This window comes from Streptomyces sp. NPDC046925 (genome assembly GCF_040644915.1).
In the GTDB taxonomy this organism is placed as follows: domain Bacteria; phylum Actinomycetota; class Actinomycetes; order Streptomycetales; family Streptomycetaceae; genus Streptomyces.
In genome coordinates, this window is sequence record NZ_JBEYWZ010000013.1 from 125,351 (window position 1) to 147,428 (window position 22,078).

Sequence of the window (22,078 nt, forward strand, 5' to 3'; positions counted from 1 at the left end):
TTCATTGCAACGAACCTAGAGAAATCGTTGCATTAATATTTAGCCAGTTGCAACGATTTTACCGCCACTACCTGCATTAATGCTGTTGTTGCGCAACGACTCGATTGCCTGATCAGTAAATGCAACGTAGCGTTTTCTTCATCAGAAACATTCGAGCGGTCAAAAGGGGTGGAGTCATGGAAGCAGCGCACAGCCGACAGGCGGCGCCCGGCGCCTGCTCCGCCTTCGCCCGTTTCACGCTCTGCGGCGGCGGAGTCGGGATCGCCTCCAGCTTCGCGGTGGCGGCCCTCGCCTCATGTATCCCCTGGAGCCTCGCCAACGCCTTCGTCACCGCGGCCTCCACACTTCTCGCCACTGAACTCCACGCCCGCTTCACCTTTGGCGCGGGCCGGCACGCGACCCGGCGCCAGCACGCGCAGTCCGCCGGATCGGCGGCCGCCGCCTACACCGTGACCTGCCTGGCGATGCTGCTCCTGCAGCAGCTGGTGGCCACGCCCGGCGCGGTCCTGGAGCAGGTCGTCTACCTCTCCGCATCCGCACTCGCCGGAGTCGCTCGCTTCGCCGTCCTGCGCCTGGTCGTCTTCGCCCGCAACCACTCACAGGCCACGGCCACGACGACCGCCGTGCGTCCCGTGCACACGGCCCCGGCCGACCCCGCGCGGCTCTGCCCCGCCGCCTGACCCGCCACCCACCGGGCCGCGGTGCCAGGCGGCTTGGGACGGCGGTGCGACGGGCTCGGCGGGCCGGACCCGGGCGAGGTCGAGCAGGGCCACGGTGACGGCGGCCAGCTCCTCCGACGTCGGGTTGCCCGCCGTGACGACGAGCAGCGGTCCCGACGTGTCCGCGGCGGTCCGGCGCGGCCGCTCCTCCCCCGCGCTCACTGGGGCTGGTTCCCGTGCTTGCGGGCGGGTCGTGCCACGTACTTGGCGCGCAGCACGGAGAGGGCGTCGATCAGCCGTACGCGGGTCTCCGCGGGGTCGATGACATCGTCCACCAGGCCGCGTTCGGCGGCGTAGTACGGGTGCATGAGCTGGTCCTCGTACTCCTTGATGTGCTGTGTGCGCGTGAATTCGGGGTCCTCGGAGGCCGCGATCTCGCGCCGGAAGATGACGTTGGCGGCTCCCTCGGCCCCCATCACCGCGATCTCGTTGCCGGGCCAGGCCAGCGAGAGGTCCGAGCCGATGGAGCGCGAGTCCATGACGATGTACGCGCCGCCGTAGGCCTTGCGCAGGATCAGCTGGATGCGGGGGACCGTCGCGTTGCAGTACGCGTAAAGGAGCTTGGCGCCGTGCCGGATGATGCCGCCGTGCTCCTGGTCGACGCCGGGCAGGAAGCCCGGCACATCCACCAGCGTCACGAGCGGAATGTTGAACGAGTCGCACATCTGCACGAAACGGGCCGCCTTCTCGCTGCCCTTGATGTCGAGGACCCCGGCGAGCGAGGCGGGCTGGTTGGCGACGACGCCGACGACATGGCCGTCCATCCGGGCCAGGGCGCACACCACGTTGGGCGCCCAGAACTCGTGCACCTCGAAGAAGTCGCCCGCGTCGACGAACTCCCCGATGACCTTCCGTATGTCGTACGACTGCTTGGCGTCGGACGGCACCAGGTCGAGCATGGCGGGCGTCAGCCGGTCGGGCCGGTCCGCACTGGGTTCCGCCGGCGGCTGCTCACGGTTGTCGGAGGGCAGGAAGGACAGCAGGTAGCGGACATCGGCGAGGCAGCTCGCCTCGTCGTCGTACACGAATCCCGCCACCCCGGAGACCGTGGCGTGGGTGTCGGCGCCGCCCAGGTCGTTCTGGCTGATCTGCTCACCGGTGACGGCCTGTACGACGTCGGGGCCGGTGATGAACATCTGCGAGGTGCCGCGCACCATGAACACGAAGTCGGTCAGCGCCGGGGAGTAGGCCGCCCCGCCCGCGCACGGTCCCATCATCACGCTGATCTGCGGGATGACCCCGGAGTTGCGGACGTTGCGCTGGAAGATCCCGCCGTATCCGGCGAGCGCGGTCACCCCTTCCTGGATGCGCGCCCCGGCTCCGTCGCACAGGCCGACGATCGGGGCGCCCGCCGTGGCGGCCATGTCCATGATCTTGTGGATCTTCTCGGCGTGCGCCTCGCCGAGGGAGCCGCCGAAGATCCTGAAGTCGTGGGCGTACGCGAAGACGGTACGTCCGAACACCCGGCCCCAGCCGGTGATCACACCGTCGGTGTAGGGGCGCTTGTCCTCCAGGCCGAAGCCGCTCGCCCGGTGTCTGCGCAACCCTTCGACCTCGGTGAACCTGCCGTCGTCGAAGAGGAGCCGCAGCCGCTCCCTGGCCGTGAGCTTGCCCTTGGCGTGCTGCGCCTCGGTGGCCTTGTCGCCGGGCCCCCGGCGCGCGGCCTCACGTACGGCCTCGAGCTCGGCCACCGTGCCGCGCTGCTGCCCGACCGGCCTGTCGTCCAGAGCCGTCATGAGCTTCCCCTTCCAGCCATCGTGATGACCCACCCCCCAGCTTCTGCCGTGCCACTCGAAGCCGGTTAGAGCACCGGATGACGACGGGCCCGCGCTCGACCGGCGCGCGAGCATCCGTCGAGCCCGCGGCGGGATCCTCGGGTCGTGAGCTCCCGTGCGTGCCACAAGCCCGCGCGGAGCACCGAACCGCCCGCCGGCGCCCCACATCCCCCGAGGGCACCGGCGGGCCTTCCTCATGCCCGCCGCCGGTGCGGTGCGAGCGGTTGACCGGCATGACCGCCATGACCGGCACAGACGAAGGGACACACCCACCATGAACAGCACGTGGTTCCGACGCTTCACCAAGACCGCGGGGCGCGGGACGCGGCTCGTGTGCTTCCCGCACGCGGGGGGTTCCGCGACGGCGTACGTGGACCTGGCGCGTACGCTGCCCGCCGACTTCGACGTGGTGTCCGTGCAGTACCCGGGGCGCCAGGACCGGTACGGCGACGCGCCGTTCACCGCCATCGCCCCGCTCGTCGAGGCCGTGGCGGACGAGCTGGCCCACGATCTGGCCGCCGACCCCGGACGGCCGTACGCCCTGTTCGGCCACAGCATGGGCGCGCTGGTGGCGTTCGAGACGGCCCGGCTGCTCGACCGGCGCGGACTGCCCTCCCCCCAGCGGCTCTTCCTCTCCGGCAGGGGCGCGCCCGACCCACTGAACAGGGCACGCGGGCTTCCCGAGGAGGACGCCGACGTGCTGGCCGAGGTGCGCAAGCTGGGCGGTACCGATCAGAGCATGCTCGACGACCCGGACATCCTGGAGATCGTGCTGCCGGCGCTGCGGGCCGACTACCGGGCCCTGGCCACCTACCGCTGGGGCGGCGGAGAGCCGCTCGCCACTCCGCTGACCGTCCTGGTCGGCGACAGCGACCCGATGGTGACGGTCTCGGAGGCGGGCACCTGGCGGGAGCAGACCAGCGGCGAGTTCGCCCTCAAGGTGTTCGCCGGCGGTCACTTCTACATCGGCGACCACGTCGGCGAGGTCGCCGCGGCCATCACCGAGGGACTGCTCGCCGGGGCCGCCGCTGCCGCTGCCTGAGGGGCTTCGGGACAACAACAGGGCCTCCCGGTGGTGTCCGGCCGACTCGCGTCGGGCCGGACACCACCGGGAGGCCCCTTTCTCGTCCGCTCAGACGACCGCGCCTTCCCTCGTCCTCCTGCGCAGGGTCGGCCTGTTGGACCGGGCGAGGTCCTTCCACATGTCCGAGAGACCGGTGATGGTGCGCGCCGCGAACAGCCTGCGGATCGACACCTCCTGGTTCAGCTCCGACCGGATGAGGCCGACCAGCCTGATCGCCCGCAGCGAGTTGCCGCCGAGGTCGAAGAAGTCCTCGTCGATGCCCACCCGGTCAAGTTCGAGCACCTCAGCGAAGGCCGCGGCCAGAACGCGCTCGGTGTCGTTGCGCGGTGCGCGGTACTTCCCGTCGTCGAACACGGGCTTCGGCAGGGCCGCCCGGTCCACCCTTCCGTCGGCGGTCACCGGCAGGCTTTCGACGACCGTGAACACCGAAGGCACCATCGTCTCCGGCAACCGTCCCGCGGCGAACCGGCGCAGCTCCTCGGCCGCGAGGGTACGGCCGCCCGCCGGGACCACGTAGGCCACGAGCCGCTGCTGCCCGGTGTCGTCCTGCCGGACGACCACCACCGACCGGGCGAGGCCGGTGTACTCGGACAGCGCCTCCTCGACCTCGGTCAACTCCACCCGGACACCGCGTACATCGGTGCGCGTACCGGCACCGCCCACATACTCGATGCGTCCGTCGGCGGCCCACCGCACCCGCTCACCGGTGCGGTGCATCAGGCCGCCCGCCGGACCGAACGGGCAGGGCACGAAGCTCCGCGCGGTCCGGCCGGGGTGCCCGGGATATCCGCGCGCCACGCCGGGTCCCGCCACGTACAGCTCTCCGGTCACGCCCACGGGGACGGGCGCGAGTCCCGGGCCCAGGACGTAACGGGTGGACGCGGCAAGCTCATTCGTGGCCGTCGGGCCGTGCGCGTCGACGACCGTGAGGCCGGGGCAGGCTTCCCGCACCCGTCGCAGCGCGGCCGCGGACACGCGGTCGCCGCCGGTCCACACCTCGCGCAGTCCGGCGAGGAGTTCGGGGCGCCGCGCCGCGATCTCCGAGAACAGGCCCGCGGGCAGCCACACCGAGGAGATCTCGTGCGCGGCCCGCGCCTCGGTCAGCGCGTCGGCGTCCAGTTCTCCGGCAGAAGCGACGGCCACCCGGCCGCCGTTCAGCAGAGGCGCCCACACTTCGACGGCGAGCACATCGGCGGTGTGCGGCGCATGCCACAGCACCGTGCTCGCGCCTGCTTCCTGTCGGCGGCGGTCCAGGACGAAGCGCCGCACGTTGCCGTGCGTCACGGCGATCACGGTGCTCTCACCGGTCGGCGCGTATCCGTACGACACGGCCAACAGGCTGTCCTGGTGCGACGGTACGAAGATCTCGCCCGCACCGCCGCTGTCGTCGCCGGACCTGTCGGAAGCGATGTCGTGGAAGGCGATCACCGGAACACCGGCGTCGGAGGGGAGCGGCCCGGACGTCGTCGCGTCGGTGAGCAGCAGGCTCGCCGACGCGCCCTCGACCGCCGACCTGATCCCGTCGGCGGGGAGCGCCGGGTCGATCGGCAGGTAGGCGCCGCCCGCCTTCACGACGCCGAGGAGGGCAACGACCAGGTCCGCCGATCGGGGCATGGCCACCGCCACGACCGTCTCGGGGCCCACGTTCCGGCCGCGCAGCGACCGGGCCAGCCTGCTGGAGCGCTCGTCCAGCTCGCGATACGAGACCGAGGAGTCCCCCGACACCACCGCGACGGCATCGGGATCCTGCTGGACCTGCCGCGCGAACAGCTCCGCGACGGTCGCCTCCGGCACCTGCGCGTCCGTGTCGTCCCGCGCCGTCAGGAGCCGGTCGCGCTCGGCACCGCTCACCACGTCAAGGGCGCCGACCGGCTGCTCGCCCGCGGCCACCGCGGCGCGGATGTACGCGATGAGGTCCTCGCCGATGGAGCGAAGCTCCGCGCGGGAGTACAGGCTCGCGGGGGCGTCGAGCCGGATGAACAGGTCGCTGTCGGCGCTCCCGTCGTTGTAGACGGCGATCGAGAGTTCGTCGAAGACACCGGTCGTCCCGCCGAGGTAGCGCGCCGGGCTGTCCGCGAAGTGTAGCCGCTCCACGAAGTCGACGACGTTCACGACGGCGCCGAAGCTGCCGCGGGCGTCCAGGACGGCGCCGCTCGCGCGCTGGATCTCCGAGTAGTGGCTGGCGGTGTGGTCGAAGATGTCGTACGTCTCGTCGCCGATCGCGTCGGCGATCTCCGTGAAGGTCGCGCCGAGCGGAACCTTCACCCGCACCGGCACCACGTTCACCGCGAGACCCGGCGTCCTGCTCGCCGCTCCGACCCGGTTGCCCACGGCCAGGGAGAGGAGGAACTCCGGACGGTCGCAGCGGTGCCGCAGAAACACCGCGGTGGCCGCGGTCAGCAGCGACGACGTCCATACGCCCATGGACGTGGCGGTCTCGGCCCACGCGTCCGCCTCGGCGCGGCCGACGCTCAGCGTGCGGCTCACCATGCCGAGAGGTTCGGTCAGTTCGCCCCAGCGGTCGGCGCTGCCCGTCGGTGCGTCGAGCGCGGACCGCCGGGCGTCGGACAGGGCGACGCGCGGTACCTGGGCGGGCGCGGGCGCGTCCTTCAGGTAGTCGCGCCAGAACTGCGTGTCCTCGGTGGCCTGTTCGGAGGCGAGGTACTCCGTCGCGCCGGTCGCGAACGACTCGGCGTCCCACGGGTGCGCGGGCTCCGGTGCCTTCTCGCCCTGTGCCAGCGCCGTGTACACCTCGGCCAGGCGCCGCGAGAGGAGGCCGCCCGAGCCGAACCCGTCCGATATGAGGTGGTGGTAGGCGATCACCAGGAGGGTGCGGTTCGCCCCGAGCTTCACCGCGCCAAGGCGGAAAAGCAGGTCCCGCGCCAGGTCGAACGGCTGCCGCAGCAGGTCGGCCAGCGCCTCGCGCGCCGCCTGCTCGGGGTCGGCCTCGGCGCTCAGGTCCAGGAAGAACGGCCGCCAGTCCCCCAATTCCCGGGGCACGAGGCGCAGTCCGCTGTCGCCGTCGACGAAATTGACGCGCAGCACCTCCGCCTCGTTCATCACGTGCAGGAACGTGGATTCCAGGACCGCCGTGTCCAGGTCGCCGTCCACGTCCCACATGGTCAGCGCATGGTTCAGCGTGTCGGGAAACATTTCCTGCGCCCGCCACAATCCTTTATGCGCAGACGACGCACCGAACGAACGCACAGAAATCAACCCCTCGAAGCAAAAAGGCCCGGGCCCGGGAATCGGAGAAATCCACGGATCACTTCCACCTTCCGGGAAGTGATGTGGCCGTTCAAGACAAGTCGTTGCCCGGCGGGACACTCCGCTCCCGGCCTTGCGGTGTCCCGCCGGCGGGACAGTCCCGCGGGGCCCGTGCGGGCCCGCGGGACCGTCGGTTCACCCCCGGCCGTGCTTGGCCATCGAGGTCGTGACGTGCTCGGCGACCCGTCGCGGCGACGGGTGCCGCAGCACCGTGTTCGCGCGCAGTTTGAGTCCGGTCGACGCGGTCAGGCGCTTGCTCAGCTCCACCGAGAGGAGTGAGTCGAATCCGAGCTCCTTGAACTCCTGGTCGGGGTCGACGAGATCACCGGAGGAGTGCCCGAGCACGACGGCGACCTTTTCGAGGACGTGGTCGAGTACGAGTGCCTTCGCGTCGTCGTCGGTGAGGGCGGCGACCCTGTCCGCCAAGGAGACGACCTGTTCTTCGGCCGCGGGCGGCAGCTCCGCCGGGGACGCCTCGACCGCCGTGTGCGTCGAGTTGAGCCAGTACCGCTGCCGCTGGAACGCGTACGTCGGCAGGTCGACCCGCCGACGCGTCCCGAACAGGGCGTCCCAGTTCACGGACCCTCCCCGCACGTGCAGTTGGGCAAGGGAGCCGATCACCGACTCCACCTCGTCCCGCTCCCGCCGCGACGAGGAGAGGACCAGCGCGTCGTCCACGTCCTCGACGATCTCCTGCACCGGGACGGTCAGGACGGGGTGCGGGCTCATCTCGATGAACACCCGGAAACCGTCCTCGGCCAACCGGCGCACGGAGGGCTCGAAGAGGACCTGCTCGCGCAGGTTGTTGTACCAGTAGTCGGCGTTCAGCTCCGCGGTGTCGATGGTCCTGCCGTACAGCGTCGAGCAGAAGGGAAGCGTCGACGTCTTCGGGCTCAGGTCGGACAGCGCGTCGATCACCTGGTCCCGGACCGGGGTCACGTGGTGGGAGTGCGATGCGTAGTCGACCGATATCCGCCGCGCCTGGACGCCGTCGGCCTTCATCTTCTCGACGAACTCGTCGAGCGCGTCCGGCTCCCCGGACACCACCACCGAGCGGGGACCGTTGACCACGGCGACGCTCACCTGGTCGCTCCACGGAGCGAGGCGTTCCGCGACGACGTCCGCGGACTCCGCGACCGACGCCATCCCGCCGTTCCCGATCACGTCCACCAGGGCCTTGCTGCGCAGCGCCACGACCTTGGCGGCGTCCCGCAGGGACAGCGCGCCGCACACGTGGGCGGCGGCTATCTCGCCCTGGCTGTGTCCGACCACCGCGGCCGGTTCCACGCCCCAGGACCGCCACAGGGCGGCCATGGACACCATCACGGAGAACAGCGCCGGCTGGACGACGTCCACCCGCTTCAGGGTCGGCGCCCCCTCGACGCCGCGCACGACGTCGAGCAGCGACCAGTCGACCCACTCGGACAGTGCGGCATCGCAGGCGTCGAGGGATTGCGCGAAGACCGGGAAGTTGTCGTACAGCTGGCGGCCCATGCCGACCCACTGCGAGCCCTGGCCGGGGAACATGAAGGCGACGCCGCCGAGTTTCCCGGCGACACCACGCACCACCGCCGGGGACTCGGCGCCCTGGCCCAGCGCCGCCGAGCCGCTCACCAGCTCGTCACGGCCGCGGCCCAGGACCACCGCGCGGTGCTCGAAGCGCGAGCGGCTCGACACCAGCGACGCGCCGATGCCGGCGGTGTCGGCGCCCGGATCGGCGGCGACGAACGCGCTCAGCTTGCCCGCCTGCTGCTCAAGGGCCGCCGCGCTCTTGCCCGACACCACCCACGGCACGAGGCCGCCGACGACACCGGGGGCCGCCGCGGACTCCTGTGCCTGCTCCTGTGCCGGGTCCTGCCCGGCAACCTGCGGCGGCTCGTAGGGCGGCTCCTCCTCCAGGATCACGTGCGCGTTGGTGCCGCTGACTCCGAACGACGACACACCGGCCCGCCGCGGACCGTCCGTCCGGATCCACTCACGCCCCTCCGTCAGGAGTTCGACGTCACCGGACGACCAGTCCACGTGCTGGGAGGGCGCGTCCACGTGCAAGGTCTTCGGCAGATACCCGTGGCGCAGGGCCAGCACGGACTTGATGACCCCGCCGACGCCCGCGGCGGCGATGGAGTGACCGATGTTCGACTTCAGGGACCCCAGCCAGAGCGGCCTGCCCTGCGCACGGCCCTGCCCGTAGGTCGCGAGGACCGCGCCCGCCTCGATGGGGTCCCCCAGCTTGGTTCCGGTGCCGTGGGCCTCGACCAGATCCACTTCGGAGGCCGACACCCCCGCGTTCGCCAGCGCCTTGCGGATCACCTTCTCCTGGGCGCGGCCGTTGGGCGCGGTCAGGCCGTTGCTCGCCCCGTCCTGGTTCACGGCGGAACCGCGCAGGACGGCGAGGACCGGGTGGCCGTTGCGGCGGGCGTCGGAAAGACGCTCCAGGAGCAGTACGCCCACTCCCTCGGCCCAGCCGGTTCCGTCGGCCGCGTCCGCGAAGGCCTTGCACCGGCCGTCGGCCGACAGGGCGCGCTGCCGGGCGAACTCCACGAAGAACGACGGCGTCGCCATCACCGTCGCCCCGCCCGCGAGGGCGAGCGAGCACTCCCCCGAACGCAGTGACTGCGCCGCCATGTGCAGGGCCACGAGGGACGACGAGCACGCCGTGTCCACCGACACCGCCGGTCCGGTCAGGCCCAGTTCGTACGCCACCCGGCCGGAGGCGACGCTCAGCGCGCTGCCGTACAGGAGGTAGCCCTCCAGGTCCTTCTGGCCGCCTTCCAGGAATCGCCACCCGTACTCGGACGAGCTCACCCCGGAGAAGACACCGACCTCGGACCCGCGCACGTCGGCGGGGACGATACCGGCCCGCTCCAGGACCTCCCACGACGTCTCCAGGAGCAGGCGGTGGTGCGGGTCGATCGCCAGCGCCTCGCGCGGGCTGATGCCGAAGAAGCCCGCGTCGAAACCGGCCGCGTCGCTCAGGAAACCTCCCCGGCGCGCGTACGTGCTGCCGACGGCGTCGGGGTCGGCGTCGTACACGTCCCGCCACCCGCGGTCCTTCGGGAACTCCTCCACGACGTCACGGCCGTCGCGGAGCAGTTCCCACAGGTCCTCGGGCGTCGACACGCCTCCCGGGTAACGGCAGGCCATGGACACCACGGCGATGGGCTCGCCGCGGCCCGCTCGCAGGGCGTCGTTCTCCTGGCGGAGCCGGTCGCGCTCCTCGAGCAGCGTGCGGAGCGCCCGCTGGACCCGGTCCGCGCCGTCCGCTGTGCGATCCGCGGAGTTGGTCATGTCACTTACCTCTTCTCATCCAGAGCCAGGCCGACCAGTGCTTCCAGGTCCAAGTCCGACAGTTCGTCCGCGCCCAGCACTTCCCGGAGCACCGCGTCATCGGCGGCAGCGGTGTCGGCGGCGTCGCTCGTGTCCGGTTCCGGACGCAGCAGGCCGGACAGGTGCTCGCCCAGTTCGCGTGGCGTCGGGTAGCTGAAGACGAGGGTGGAGGGCAGGCGCAGTCCGGTCGCGGAAGCCAGGCGGTTGCAGAGTTCGACGGACGTCAGTGAGTCGAATCCGAGCTGTGTGAACGCCTGGTCGACGTCGACGACCGCGCCGGACGCGTGCCCGAGCACGACGGCGACCTGGTCGCGGACCCAGTCGAGTACGGCTGCCGCCGCCTCGTCCGCGGGCAGGGCGGCCAGCCTGGCGGCCAGGCCGGGAGCGCCGCCGTCCTTGGCCGTGCCCGCCCTGTTGCGGCGCGGACGGCCTGCGTCGACGAGGTCGCGCAGGAGGGGCGGCAGTTCCTCGCCGGTCTTGTTCCGCAGCGCGGCGATGTCCACCCTGGCCGGGATCAGGACCGGCTCGTCGAGCGCGCAGGCCGCGTCGAACAGGGCCAGTGCCTCGGCGGTCGGCATCGGGGCGATGCCCATCCGCCGGAGCCGTGACAGGTCGGCCTGGTCGAGGCCGCCGGTCATGCCGCTGCTCTGCTCCCACCAGCCCCAGCACAGCGAGGTGCCGACCAGGCCGGATGCCCTGCGTCGCGCCGCGAGGCCGTCCAGGAACACGTTGGCCGCGGCGTAGTTCGCCTGTCCTCCGGTGCCGAGCGTGCCGGCGACGGTGGAGAACTGGATGAACGCCGACAGGGTGTGCTGTTCGGTCAGTTCGTGCAGGTTGACCGCACCGCCGACCTTGACGCGCAGCACGTGGTCGAAGCTCTCGGCGGTCATCGACTCGATCGTGCCGTCGGCCAGTGTGCCCGCCGCGTGCACGACCGCCGTCAGGGGGTACTTCGGGGGCATGTCGGCGAGCAGGTCCGCCACGGCGGCCCGGTCCGCGACATCGCATGCCACGACCCTGACCGCGGCGCCCGCGGCCTCCAGATCCGCGACCAGCTCGGTCACCCCGTCGGCCGCCGGACCGCGACGGCTCGCGAGCACCAGGCTGCGTACGCCGCGTTCGGCGACGAGGTGGCGCGCCAGCAGGGAACCCACGCCGCCGGTGCCGCCGGTGACCAGGACGGTGCCGCCGCCGAGGCCGTCGGCCACCTCGAAGACCAGCTTGCCGATGTGGCGGCCCTGGCTCATCTCGCGGAACGTCCTGCGTGCGTCGCGGATGTTCCGTACGGAGATCGGGTTGAGCCGGATCCGGCCGTCGGCGAAGAGTTCCATGACGGCCCGGAACATCTCGTGGATGGCGTCCGGTCCCGCGTCGTAGAGCTCGAAGGCCTCGTAGTCGACTCCGGGGTGGTCGGCCGCCACCTGGCGGGGATCACGGATGTCCGTCTTGCCCATCTCGACGAAGTCGCCGCCGCGGGTGAGCAGCGTCAGCGAGGCGTCGACGAAGCTGTGCGCGAGGGAGTTCAGTACGAAGTCGACCCCTTGCCCGTTGGTGGAGTGCCGGAACTTCTCGGCGAACTCCAGGTCGCGCGACGACGCCAGGTGCGCGTCGTCGAGGCCCAGAGCGCGCAGGGCGGGCCACTTGGCGGGGCTCGCGGTCGCGTAGATCTCGGCGCCGACGTGCTTGGCCAGTTGGACGGCTGCCATCCCGACGCCGCCTGCCGCGGCGTGGATGAGGATGCGCTGGCCCTTCTTGAGGTTCCGCAGGCGGAAGAGCGCGTAGTAGGCGGTGAGGAAGGTGGTCGGTATGGACGCCGCCTGGGCGTAGCTCCACTCGTCGGGGACGTGGGTGAGCATCCGGTTGTCGGCCACGGCGACGCGGCCGAAGGCGCCGTTGAAGACGCCGGTCACCCGGTCGCCCGGCGAGAGGCGTGTCACGTCGTCCGCCACTTCGGTGACCACTCCGGCGCCTTCGAGGCCGATCGGGGCATCGGCAACCGTGCTGTTCACCAGGCCCAGGGCGATCGTGACGTCCTTGAAGTTGAGGCCCGCGGCCTGGACGGCGATGCGTACCTGCCCGCTCGCCAGGGGTGCCTCCGCCTCGGGGCTGGGAACCCATGTCAGGTTCTCCAGCGTGCCCCTGCTCGGGATGCCGAGGCGGTGGGCGCCTTCGGCCGGGGGCTCGATCTGGTGGTCGGCGGGTGCGGCCTGCGCCATGCGGGGAACGAGGTACGCGCCGTCGCGCAGCGCCAGTTGCTCCTCACCGATGGCGGGGGCGTCCAGGACGCGGGCCAGGGAGGTTTCCTGGTCGTCGATGTCCACCAGGCGGAACCTGCCGGGGTGCTCCGTCTGCGCGGACCTGATCAGGCCCCACACGGAGGCGCCGGGGAGGCTTTCGACGCGCTCCCCCGCACCGGTGTCGACGGCGAGGCGGGTGAGGACCACCAGGGTGGATCCGGCGTGGGTCTCGGCGGCGAGGAATCGCTGGATCCAGTCCAGGACGCGCTTGCCCGTGCCGCCGACGGCGGCGGGCAGATCGGGGTCGGCGGTGACGAAGTCGTCCAGGCACAGGAGGATGTGTCCGGGTGCCTCGGCGGCGAGGACGTCGTCCATGGTCTCGTGGAGCACGAGGTCGCCGTCTCCCGCTCCGGAGAGCCGGGAGGCCAGACCGTCCTTCGCGCCGAGAACGCCCCACGATCCGCGGTGGGTCTCCTGCTTGTCCTGCGTGAGCGGCCGCCAGCGCAGTTCGTAGAGCGATTGCTCCTGTCCGCCGCGTGCCGCGCGCACTTGCTCGGCACTGGCCGGGCGGAACGTCAGCGCGTCGACGTGCGCGATCGGGTTGGCGTCCTCGTCGGTGATGGCCAGGGACACGATGCCCTCGCCTGCCGGGGTGAGCCGGACCCGGACGCTCGGACCGCACGGGCCGACCTGGTCGACGCCGGACCAGGAGAAGGGCATCCAGCCCTGATCGCCCGTCACCTCGACGACACCGCCGGCGAGTACGGCGTGCAGCACGCTGTCGATCAGCGCGGGATGCAGGGCGAATCCGCCCCCGGCCCGGTGATCGGCGCTCTCGGGCAGTGTGGCGAGGGCGTAGAGGTCGTCGCCCTGCCTCCAGACCTCGCGCAGTCCGCGGAAGGTCGGGCCGTAGTCGAAGCCCGCGTCCGCGAGCGTGTCGTAGAGGCCGTCGATGTCGACCTTCTGCGCCCCGGCCGGCGGCCATACGGCGAGCGGTCGCGCGTCGTCGGTCCACGCGGTCGTCCGCGCGGTGTCCGGTGCCAGGTTCCCCATCGCGTGGCGGGTCCAGCCGCCCACCGTCCTGCCGTCCTCGGCGGGACGCGAGTACACGTCGAGGGACCGGCGTCCGGTCTCGTCGGCCGCGCCGACGACGACCCGTATCTGCACGTCGCCCGAGTCGGGCAGGATCAGGGGGACTTCCAGGGAGAGTTCCTCGAGCGCGGCGCAGCCGACGAGGTCGCCCGCCGAGAGCGCCAGGTCCATGTAGGCCGTCGCGGGTACGACGACCGCCCCGAACACGGCGTGGTCGGCGAGCCATTCGTGGGTCCGCAGGGACCACCGGTCGGTGAACACCACCTCGTCGGTGCCGGGGTGGTCCACCACGGCGCCGAGCAGCGGGTGGTCCGGTGCCGAGAGACCGGCGGAGGCGACGTCCGCCGACCCCGTTGCGGCGGGGGCGTCCATCCAGTAGCGCTGCCGCTGGAACGCGTAGGTGGGCAGGTCCACCTGGCGGCGCGTCCCGAACAGGGCGTCCCAGTGCACGGGCACGCCCCTCACGTGCAGTTGGGCCAGGGCGTCGGCCAGTGCGGCCGCTGCCGGACGGCCCCGCCGTGCCGTGGAGACGACCAGTGCGTCACTCACGCCCTCGGCGGCGAAGGCCTCCTTGGTGATGCTCGCGAGCGTCGCTCCGGGCCCCACTTCGACGAAGACGTTCGCGCCGGCGGCACGAGCGGACTCCACGGCGTCGTGGAAGCGCACGGGTTCGCGGACGTGGGCCACCCAGTACGCGACGGACGACAGCTCCTGGAGCGTGGCCGCACGGCCCAGCCTGGTCGAGACGATCGGGATCGACATCTCGCCCGTGGTGAGCTCGCCGAGCGAGCGGGCGAACTCGTCCAGGATCGGGTCCATGAGCGGGGAGTGGAACGCGTGGTCGACGTCGAGCAGTTTCGCCGACGTGCCGCCTTCGATCAGCCGGTCCCGCAGGGCGTGGACCTCGTCGCGCAGGCCCGAGAGCACCACCGATTCGGGGCCGTTGACGGCGGCGATCCCGACGCGCTCGCACGAGGCGAGCAGGGCGCTCACGGTGGTTTCCGAGGCGCGTACGGCCAGCATCGCGCCGCGCTCGCCGACCGTCTGCATGACCCGTCCGCGCGCGGCCACGAGCCTGGTCGCGGTGTCCAGGTCGAAGACTCCGGACACGTGGGCGGCGGCGATCTCGCCGACGGAGTGACCGATCAGCTGGTCCGGTCGCGGGGCGTACCGCGACAGGAGCCGGTAGAGGCTGACCTGGAGGGCGAACAGCGCCGCCTGGGTGATGTCGGTGCGCTCACGGCCCTCGGGCTCGTCCGCCAGGAGCAGGGGCTTGAGGTCGAAGGCCAGATGGGCGTCGAAGTGTGCGCAGACCTCGTCGAGGCTCCGCGCGAAGACGGGGAAGGTGTCGTACAACTGCCGTGCCGCACCGGCCCACTGCGTGCCCTGTCCGGGGAACATGAAGACGCGCTCGCCGAGTTCCGCGGCGACGCCGCGCACCACCCCGGCGGCCTCCGTGCCCTCGCTCAGTGCCGCGAGGCCGCTCAGGAGTTCGTCGCGACCGTGTCCGAGGACCACCGCGCGGTGTTCGAGACCGGCCCGGCTCGACGCCAGTGACCAGCCCACGTCGGTGATGTCGGCGTCCGGGTCGGCGGCGGCGAACGCGCGCAGCTTCTCTGCCTGCGCCCGCAGCGCCTGCTCCGATCGCGCGGACAGGGCCCAGGGGACGAGGCGGTCCGCGGAATCCGGCTCGCGCTCGGCGGTGTCCGGTTCCTGTTCCTGCGCCGGTGCCTGTTCGAGGATCAGGTGGGCGTTCGTGCCGCTGATGCCGAAGGACGACACTCCCGCGCGGCGGGGCCGTCCCGGCGCGCTGGTCCACTCCCTGGGCTCGGTCAGCAGTTCCACCGTCCCGGCCGACCAGTCCACGTGTGTCGACGGGCGGTCCACGTGCAGCGTCCGGGGCATCACCCCGTGTCGCATCGCCATGATCATCTTGATGATTCCGCCGACGCCCGCGGCCGCCTGCGTGTGGCCGATGTTCGACTTCAGCGAACCCAGCCACAGCGGGCTGCCGGGCTCGCGGGCCTGCCCGTAGGCGGCGAGCAGTGCCTCCACCTCGATGGGGTCGCCCAGGGACGTGCCGGTCCCGTGGGCCTCCACCACGTCCACGTCGTTCGCCTGCATGCGGGCGTCCGCCAAGGCCGCCCGGATCACCCGCTGCTGTGCCAGTTCGTTCGGCGCGGTCAGGCCGTTGGACGCTCCGTCCTGGTTGACCGCCGCACCCCGGATCACCGCCCAGATCCGGCGCCCGTTGCGCCGCGCGTCCGACAGACGCTCCAGGACCAGTACGCCCGCGCCCTCGGAGAAGCCGGTGCCGTCCGCCGCGTCCGCGAACGCCTTGCACCGTCCGTCGAGGGCCAGACCCCGCTGCCGTGCGAACTCCACGAGCAGCCCCGGCGTGGAAAGCGTCGACACCCCGCCGGCCAGCGCAAGCGTGCACTCCCCGGAACGCAGGGAGCGCATGGCCTGGTGGACGGCGACGAGCGACGACGAGCACGCCGTGTCGGTCGACACCGCCGGGCCCTCCAGGCCCAGGGCGTACGCGACCCGGCCCGATGCCACGCTGGTGTAGGTCCCCGCGAGGGCGTAGCCCTCCACGTCACCGGCCGCCGCGTCGCCCATCCGCGGGCCGTAGTCGACGGCGTAGAGCCCGGTGAACACCCCGGTCGCGGAACCCCGTACCCCGGCCGGGTCGATGCCCGCCCGCTCAAGCGCCTCCCACGACGTCTCCAGCATCAACCGCTGCTGCGGGTCCATCGCCAGCGCCTCGCGCGGGCTGATGCCGAAGAACTCCGCGTCGAAGTCCCCGAGATCGGTCAGGAATCCGCCCGTGCGCGCGTACGTCTTGCCGCGCGCCTCGGGGTCCGGGTCGTACAGCGCGTCCACGTCCCAGCCGCGGTCCTGCGGGAAGTCACTTATCGCGTCCACACCGTCGGACACGATTCCCCACAGGCCTTCGGGGGAGGTCACCCCGCCGGGGAAGCGACATCCCACGCCCACGATCGCGATGGGCTCGTGAGCGGACTCCTCCAGCTCCCGCACGCGCTCGCGCAGCTCCTGCGCGTCGCCGACGGCACGTCGCAAGTAGGACCGGAGCTTGTCGACATCCTCCACCAGGGACTCCCTTAACGGTTGCTCGGACGAACGGGTGTGGCTACGCGTATCCGCGCTCGATCAATGCGTACAAATCGTCGTCACTGCGGTCTTCCGGGCTCGTCTCCTCCACCGCGTCCGCCGCCGGGACTTCGGGGGCCGGGGGCTCCGGGACTTCGGGCGTCCGGGGCTCCAGGAGGGAGAAGATGTGGAGACCGAGCCGCCGCACCGTGGGGTAGGTGAACGCGACCGTGGCCGGGAGCCGTACACCGGCCGCCGAGGTCAGCCGGTTGCGCAGCCGCACGGCCATCGAGGAGTCGAACCCCAGATCCTTGAAGGTCTCGGCCGACCGCGCCGTGAGGTCGGCCTCGGTCAGCGCCACTCCGCCGGCGGCCAGGAGCGCCGCCGTTTCGGCGCGCACCAGCGCGAGGACCGCCGACTGCGAACCCAGGTCCGCCGGTGCGGCGCCCGCTTGCGCGGAGGGGTCGCTCGTGGTGCCGGTGTCGTCGGACGCCGAGAGCCAGTACCGCTGCCGCTGGAAGGCGTACGTCGGCAGGGCGACCCGGCGCGGCCGGTCCGCGGCGAACACCGCCTTCCAGTTCACCGGCAGACCGCGTACGTGCAGTTCGGCCAGCGACGCAAGGACCTTGCCCGCGCTCCCGTCCTGCTTGTGCAGGGTGCTCACCACGGTCGGCGGGGCGGCAAGCGCGTCGGCCGCCTCCTCCATCGCGACCTGGAGCACGGGGTGCGGACTGACTTCCACGAACACGCCGCCCCGCTCGCGCATGAGGCCTTCGACGACCTCGCCGAAGCGCACCATCGAGCGCAGGTTGTCGTACCAGTACGAGCCGTCGAGCACCCGGGTGTCGAGCAGGCCGCCGGTGACCGTGGAGTAGAACTTCACCGCCGATTCCTTCGGCGTGATGCCCGCGGTGTCCGCGAGCAGACGCTCACGGATGCGTTCGACGTGGTGGGAGTGCGAGGCGTAGTCCACCCTGACCCGTCGCACCCGTACGCCGTCACCGGCCGCCATCTCGGCGAACTGGTCGAGCGCCTCGTTGTCGCCGGAGATCACCACCGACGCGGGCCCGTTGACCGCGGCGGCGGAGAGCCGTCCCGACCAGTGCTCCAACCGGTCGCGGACCCATTCGACGGGCGCGGCGACCGCGCTCATCCCGCCGGGGCCCGCCAGATCGATCAGGGCCCGGCTGCGCAGGGCGACGATGCGCGCCGCGTCCTCGAGCGAGAGCGCGCCCGACACGCACGCCGCGGCGATCTCGCCCTGCGAGTGCCCCACCACTGCCTCGGGAACCACGCCGAGGGATCGCCACACCTGCGCGAGGGACACCATCATCGCGAAGAGCGTCGGCTGGACCACGTCCACCCGGTCGAGGGACGCGGCCGATTCCTCGCCGCGCACCACGTCCACCAGGGACCAGTCGACATGGGGTGCCAGAGCCCGCTCGCAGGCGTCGATGGCCCGCGCGAAGACCTCGGACTCCGCGTACAGCCGCCGTCCCATGCCCAGCCACTGCGAGCCCTGGCCGGGGAACACGAAGACGACGGGGCCCGAGGGGTCCGTGGCCGTCCCGCGCACCGCCCGCTCCGAGCCGCCGCCCTCCGCCACCAGGTCGAGGCCCGCGAGCGCCTCCGCACGGCCGCCGCTCAGGACCACCGCCCGGTGCTCGAACGACGACCGCTGCGACACCAGCGCATGCCCGATGTCCACGGCCGATAGGGACGTGTCCGCGGCCACGAGGTCCCGCAGCCGGGCCGCCTGCTCCTTCAGGGCAGGTTCCGACCGCGCCGACAGCACCCACGGCACGGCCCCTGAGTGAGCCGGGGTGTCCAAGTCCGCTCCGGTGGCCGGGAGTTCCGCCCGGTCGCCGGGTGCCTGTTCGAGGATGACGTGCGCGTTGGTGCCGCCGAGGCCGAACGCCGACACCCCCGCCCGACGCGGCCTGCCGGGCTCGCCGGGCCAGGGCCGCGCGGCCCGCAGCACCTCGAAGTCCTGGTGGAAGTCGGCGATGGCGGGGTTCGGGGAGCGGAAGTTGAGGCTCGGGACCAGGTGCGCGCGGTCCACGCAGAGCGCCGCCTTCACGAAGCCGACGATTCCCGCGGCCGGCTCCAGGTGACCGACGTTCGTCTTCACCGAGCCGATCGCCAGCGGGCGGCTGCGGCCGCCCGCTTCCTTGATGACCTCGCGCAGACCGGATATTTCGGCCGGGTCGCCGACGCGGGTGCCGGTGCCGTGGGCCTCGACGTAGTCGACGCCGTCGAAGGGAACGGCCGCGCGTTCCAGGGCGGCGAGGACGGCCGCCGCCTGTCCGGCGGGGCTGGGATCGGGCATCCGGCTCGACGCACCGCCGCTGCCGACGCCCCAGCCGCGCACCACCGCGTAGATGTGATCGCCGTCGGCGACGGCGAGGTCGAGCCGCTTCAGGACGACGAACGCGCCGCCCTCGCCCCGGGCGAAGCCGCTGGCCCGCTCGTCGAAGGTGAAGCAGCGGCCGTCGGGCGACAGGGCGCCCAGATTCGCCAGGCCCGCTCCCGCCTCCGGGTCGGCGATCAGGTGCACGCCGCCCGCGATCGCCATGTCGACCGCGCCGCCCCGTATGCGGTCGCACGCCAGGGACAGCGACACGAGTGAGGAGGACTGGCCCGAGTCCGCGCAGTAGCTCATGCCGCGGACGTCGAAGAGGTTCGAGATCCGGTTCGCGATCAGCGCGCCGCTGGAGCCGAGCGCGGCGTAGTGGTCGTCCTGGTCGCTGCCGGAGAGTTTGCGCAGCAGTTCGTACCCGGAGGGCGCGGCGCCGACCACGACGTCGATCGCGCGGCCGGTGAGCGAGGCCGCCGGGACACCGGCGTCCTCGACGGCCTCCCAGGCGAGTTCGAGCCCGAGGCGCTGCACGGGGTCCATGGCGGCGGCCTCGGCCGCGCTCGTATCGAAGAACCCGGCGTCGAACCCGTCGATGGAGTCGAAGAACGAACCGGAGTCGAGGGTGTCGCCGTCCGGATGGGAGGTGTACGTCGAGTTCGCGTCGGCCGCCCGGTGCTCCGGGAACGTGCCGACGGTCGACTTGCCCTCGACCAGCAGGCGCCAGAAATCGCTCAGGCCGTGCACGCCGGGGAAGCGGCACGACATCCCGATGACGGCAATATCGGTGGCTGCGCCACTCATGCGAATCCCTTCCGGTTCCCTCGACGTATGGCTCTTACGGGCTGCACTGCTCTCACCGCCAGGAGGTCAACAAATTCAGCAGTTCGTCCGGCGCGTCCATGAAGTCGTAATGGCCGCCGTCGACGACTCGGAATTCGACCGAGTCCGCGTATGCGCGCCATCCCTGCAACTCGTCGAGGCTCACGTCGGGGTCGTCGCGCCAGTGCAGTACGACGATGGGGCAGGGCACGGCGGCAGGCTCGGTCCGCCGGTAGGCGCCCGCCGCCGCGTGATCGCGGAGCAGTACGAGCATGCCCATGTCGATCATGTCCGGCCGCGGTTCGATGCCCCGGCCGCGCAGGAACGTCTCCAGTTCGGCGCGGAGTTCGGGCTCGCTCATGGTGAGCATCCGGTCGCGCGACGCGTCGTGCGGTGCCGGCTGGCCGGAGACGAAGAAGCGGTCCGGTGTGGGCAGGCCGAGTTCGGCGAGCCGGAGCACGGTCTCGTAGGCGGGCAGTGCTCCCGCGCAGTGCCCGAAGAACGAGAAGGGCCGGTCGAGCAGCGGCTCCAGGGGGCCGGTCAGCTCCGCGGCGAGGTTCTCGTAGGTGCCGTAGTGCGGGTGGCCGAGGCGGTTCTCGCGGCCGGGGAACTGTACGGGGCTGACCTCGACGTCGTCGATGGCCAGGGGCCAGGCGCTGAAGGCCGAGGCCCCGGACCCGGAGAAGGGGAAGCAGAACATCCGGGCGGCGTTCTCGGTGGGCGGCCGGACGAACCACGGCGAGGTGATGGTGGCGGAGCCGGAGGTCATGGCGTCAGTCGTTTCTCGGCGACGATGGGGAGGTGGGTCATCCCGGCGATGAAGTACGACCGCAGGTGCTCCGGTTCGCCGGCCAGGTCGATGGAGCCGAACTTCTCGAGCAGCTCCTCGAAGAAGACGCGCAGGGTCAGCCGGGTCAGCGGCGCCCCGATGCAGAAGTGCGGCCCGTACCCGAAGGCGACCTGCCGCTTGGCGTTGCTCCGCGTGATGTCGAAGTCGTGCGGGTCGGTGAACTGGGCGGAGTCCCGGTTGGCCGAGCCGATCCAGGCGACGACCGCGCCGCGGGCCGGGATCGTGCCCCCGGCGATCTCGACGTCGTCGACGGCGTACCGCATGAAGTTGCAGGCGGCCGAGGTCCAGCGCAGGCCTTCCTCGACGAGGTTCGGGATCAGCGTGGGGTCGGCCTGGGCCTTGGCGAACTGCTCGGGCCGCTCGATGAGGGCGTGCACGGTGCCCGAAACGGTGTGCGGCGTGGTGACGTTGGCGCCGAGGAGGATGCTGTAGCCGTCGAGGGCGATCTCCTCGTCGCTGAGCGCCTCGCCGCCGGGGCGGACGCTCATGAGGTGCTGGAGGAGGCTGTCGTCCTCGCCTCCGGAAGCGCGCCGCTCCTTGACCCAGTCCTTCACGTAGGTGACCAGCTCGTGGTGGGAGATGGCGAGGGTCGCGGCTTCGCTGCCCTGGAGGAAGTGCCGGTCCGAGGGGGCCGTCACCATCGCGGTCAGCTGGACGAGCTCTTCCCAGTCCTTGGCCGGGATGCCGAGGAGGGGGCCGGTGACCATCGCCGGGAGCAGCAGCGCCTTCTCGGCGAGGTCAAACGTTTCTCCGTCGAGCGCGGGCTGGAGGAAACGCGAGACCGTCCCGCGGATGCTGTCCTCCCAGGACTTCACGGCCCGCGCGGTGAGCTTGGAGCCGAGCGGCCTGCGGACCTCGGTGTGCCGCGGCGGGTCGGTGGACGTCAGGAGCACACCGGCGGCGACGTCGTCCGTGCCGAGGTGGGTGGGTACGGTGCCGCGCTCGGAGGTGAACTCGCGGTGGTCGCCGAGGACGCGGCAGACGTCCTCGTAGCGGGTGACCGACCAGAACTCGCGGCCGTCGGGCAGGACTTGGTGGTGCAGGGGCGCCTTCTCCCGCATCACGTCCCAGATCGGATGCGGGTCGCCCGACGTGTAGAGGTCCAGGTCGAACAGGTCGACGCCGTCGAGGTCGATGTCGCGCCCGGCACCGGGCGTCAACCTCACGCCGCTGCCCTCCCCTGCTCGATCAGCTCGGCGACCCGGGCCGGCGACTGCGCCAGATAGAAGTCGCGCACGGACAGCTGGACTCCGTAGTCCTGCGCGACACGGTCGATGATTTTGATGCCGGTCAGCGAGTTGCCGCCGAGTGCGAAGAAGTCGCTGTCCACCTTGACTTCGGCGCCATTGAGGTGCTGCGCCCACAGCTCCGCGATTTCCTGCGCCAGTGACACCGGAGTGCTCAAAGGCGCGGCTTGTCCTTCTGACGTCTCGTC

11 protein-coding genes are annotated in these 22,078 nt (G+C 71.7%); 2 read left to right on the plus strand and 9 right to left on the minus strand.

Translation table 11 applies throughout. From position 1 onward, the window contains the following. Positions 1-176: 176 nt before the first annotated feature. Entirely contained in the window at positions 177-680 is a 504-nt protein-coding gene (locus ABZ906_RS36965) for a hypothetical protein (protein WP_361390249.1), read from the plus strand. Here ABZ906_RS36965 and ABZ906_RS36970 read toward each other — a convergent pair. Together ABZ906_RS36970 and ABZ906_RS36975 are read right to left on the minus strand one after the other, a co-directional pair. Beyond that, positions 597-881, minus strand: coding sequence for an acyl-CoA carboxylase subunit epsilon (locus ABZ906_RS36970; protein WP_361390251.1), 285 nt, complete (start codon positions 879-881; stop codon positions 597-599). The genes ABZ906_RS36965 and ABZ906_RS36970 overlap by 84 nt on opposite strands. Beyond that, positions 878-2,455 carry an acyl-CoA carboxylase subunit beta gene (locus ABZ906_RS36975; RefSeq protein ID WP_361390253.1) on the minus strand — a complete coding sequence of 526 codons (1,578 nt, stop codon included), beginning with the start codon at positions 2,453-2,455 and terminating at the stop codon, positions 878-880. Before ABZ906_RS36975 ends, ABZ906_RS36970 begins: the two co-directional genes overlap by 4 nt. 313 nt (positions 2,456-2,768) lie before the next feature. On the opposite strand from ABZ906_RS36975, the gene ABZ906_RS36980 reads away from it, so the two are divergent. After that, positions 2,769-3,536, plus strand: a complete 768-nt coding sequence (locus ABZ906_RS36980; RefSeq protein ID WP_361390255.1) for an alpha/beta fold hydrolase — start codon at positions 2,769-2,771, stop codon at positions 3,534-3,536. A gap of 90 nt (positions 3,537-3,626) precedes the next feature. Here ABZ906_RS36980 and ABZ906_RS36985 read toward each other — a convergent pair whose 3' ends face one another. The 7 genes from ABZ906_RS36985 to ABZ906_RS37015 form a co-directional block, all read right to left on the minus strand. After that, positions 3,627-6,905 (minus strand): AMP-binding protein, encoded by a 3,279-nt coding sequence (locus ABZ906_RS36985; protein ID WP_361390257.1) that lies wholly within the window; start codon positions 6,903-6,905, stop codon positions 3,627-3,629. A 75-nt stretch (positions 6,906-6,980) separates the two neighbouring features. Beyond that, positions 6,981-10,133 (minus strand): type I polyketide synthase, encoded by a 3,153-nt coding sequence (locus ABZ906_RS36990; protein WP_361390259.1) that lies wholly within the window; start codon positions 10,131-10,133, stop codon positions 6,981-6,983. Positions 10,134-10,138: 5 nt separating this feature from the next. Further along, positions 10,139-16,615 (minus strand): type I polyketide synthase, encoded by a 6,477-nt coding sequence (locus ABZ906_RS36995; RefSeq protein WP_361390261.1) that lies wholly within the window; start codon positions 16,613-16,615, stop codon positions 10,139-10,141. 40 nt (positions 16,616-16,655) lie between these two features. Beyond that, positions 16,656-19,775, minus strand: coding sequence for an acyltransferase domain-containing protein (locus ABZ906_RS37000; RefSeq protein ID WP_361390263.1), 3,120 nt, complete (start codon positions 19,773-19,775; stop codon positions 16,656-16,658). 52 nt (positions 19,776-19,827) lie between these two features. Continuing rightward, complete coding sequence (locus tag ABZ906_RS37005; protein ID WP_361390265.1) at positions 19,828-20,562, minus strand: alpha/beta fold hydrolase; 735 nt, start codon at positions 20,560-20,562, stop codon at positions 19,828-19,830. Further along, positions 20,559-21,809: a cytochrome P450 gene (locus ABZ906_RS37010; RefSeq protein WP_361390267.1), complete on the minus strand. Its 1,251-nt coding sequence runs from the start codon at positions 21,807-21,809 to the stop codon at positions 20,559-20,561. Before ABZ906_RS37010 ends, ABZ906_RS37005 begins: the two co-directional genes overlap by 4 nt. Beyond that, positions 21,806-22,048 (minus strand): acyl carrier protein, encoded by a 243-nt coding sequence (locus ABZ906_RS37015; RefSeq protein WP_361197397.1) that lies wholly within the window; start codon positions 22,046-22,048, stop codon positions 21,806-21,808. Before ABZ906_RS37015 ends, ABZ906_RS37010 begins: the two co-directional genes overlap by 4 nt. Between the last annotated feature and the right edge of the window lie 30 nt (positions 22,049-22,078).

Coding starts and splice junctions, on each gene's coding strand:
- ABZ906_RS37005 (WP_361390265.1), bottom strand. CDS start 20,562: ATGACCTCCGGCTCCGCCACCATCACCTCGCCGTGGTTCGTCCGGCCG.
- ABZ906_RS37000 (WP_361390263.1), bottom strand. CDS start 19,775: ATGAGTGGCGCAGCCACCGATATTGCCGTCATCGGGATGTCGTGCCGC.
- ABZ906_RS36975 (WP_361390253.1), bottom strand. CDS start 2,455: ATGACGGCTCTGGACGACAGGCCGGTCGGGCAGCAGCGCGGCACGGTG.
- ABZ906_RS36980 (WP_361390255.1), top strand. CDS start 2,769: ATGAACAGCACGTGGTTCCGACGCTTCACCAAGACCGCGGGGCGCGGG.
- ABZ906_RS36990 (WP_361390259.1), bottom strand. CDS start 10,133: ATGACCAACTCCGCGGATCGCACAGCGGACGGCGCGGACCGGGTCCAG.
- ABZ906_RS36965 (WP_361390249.1), top strand. CDS start 177: ATGGAAGCAGCGCACAGCCGACAGGCGGCGCCCGGCGCCTGCTCCGCC.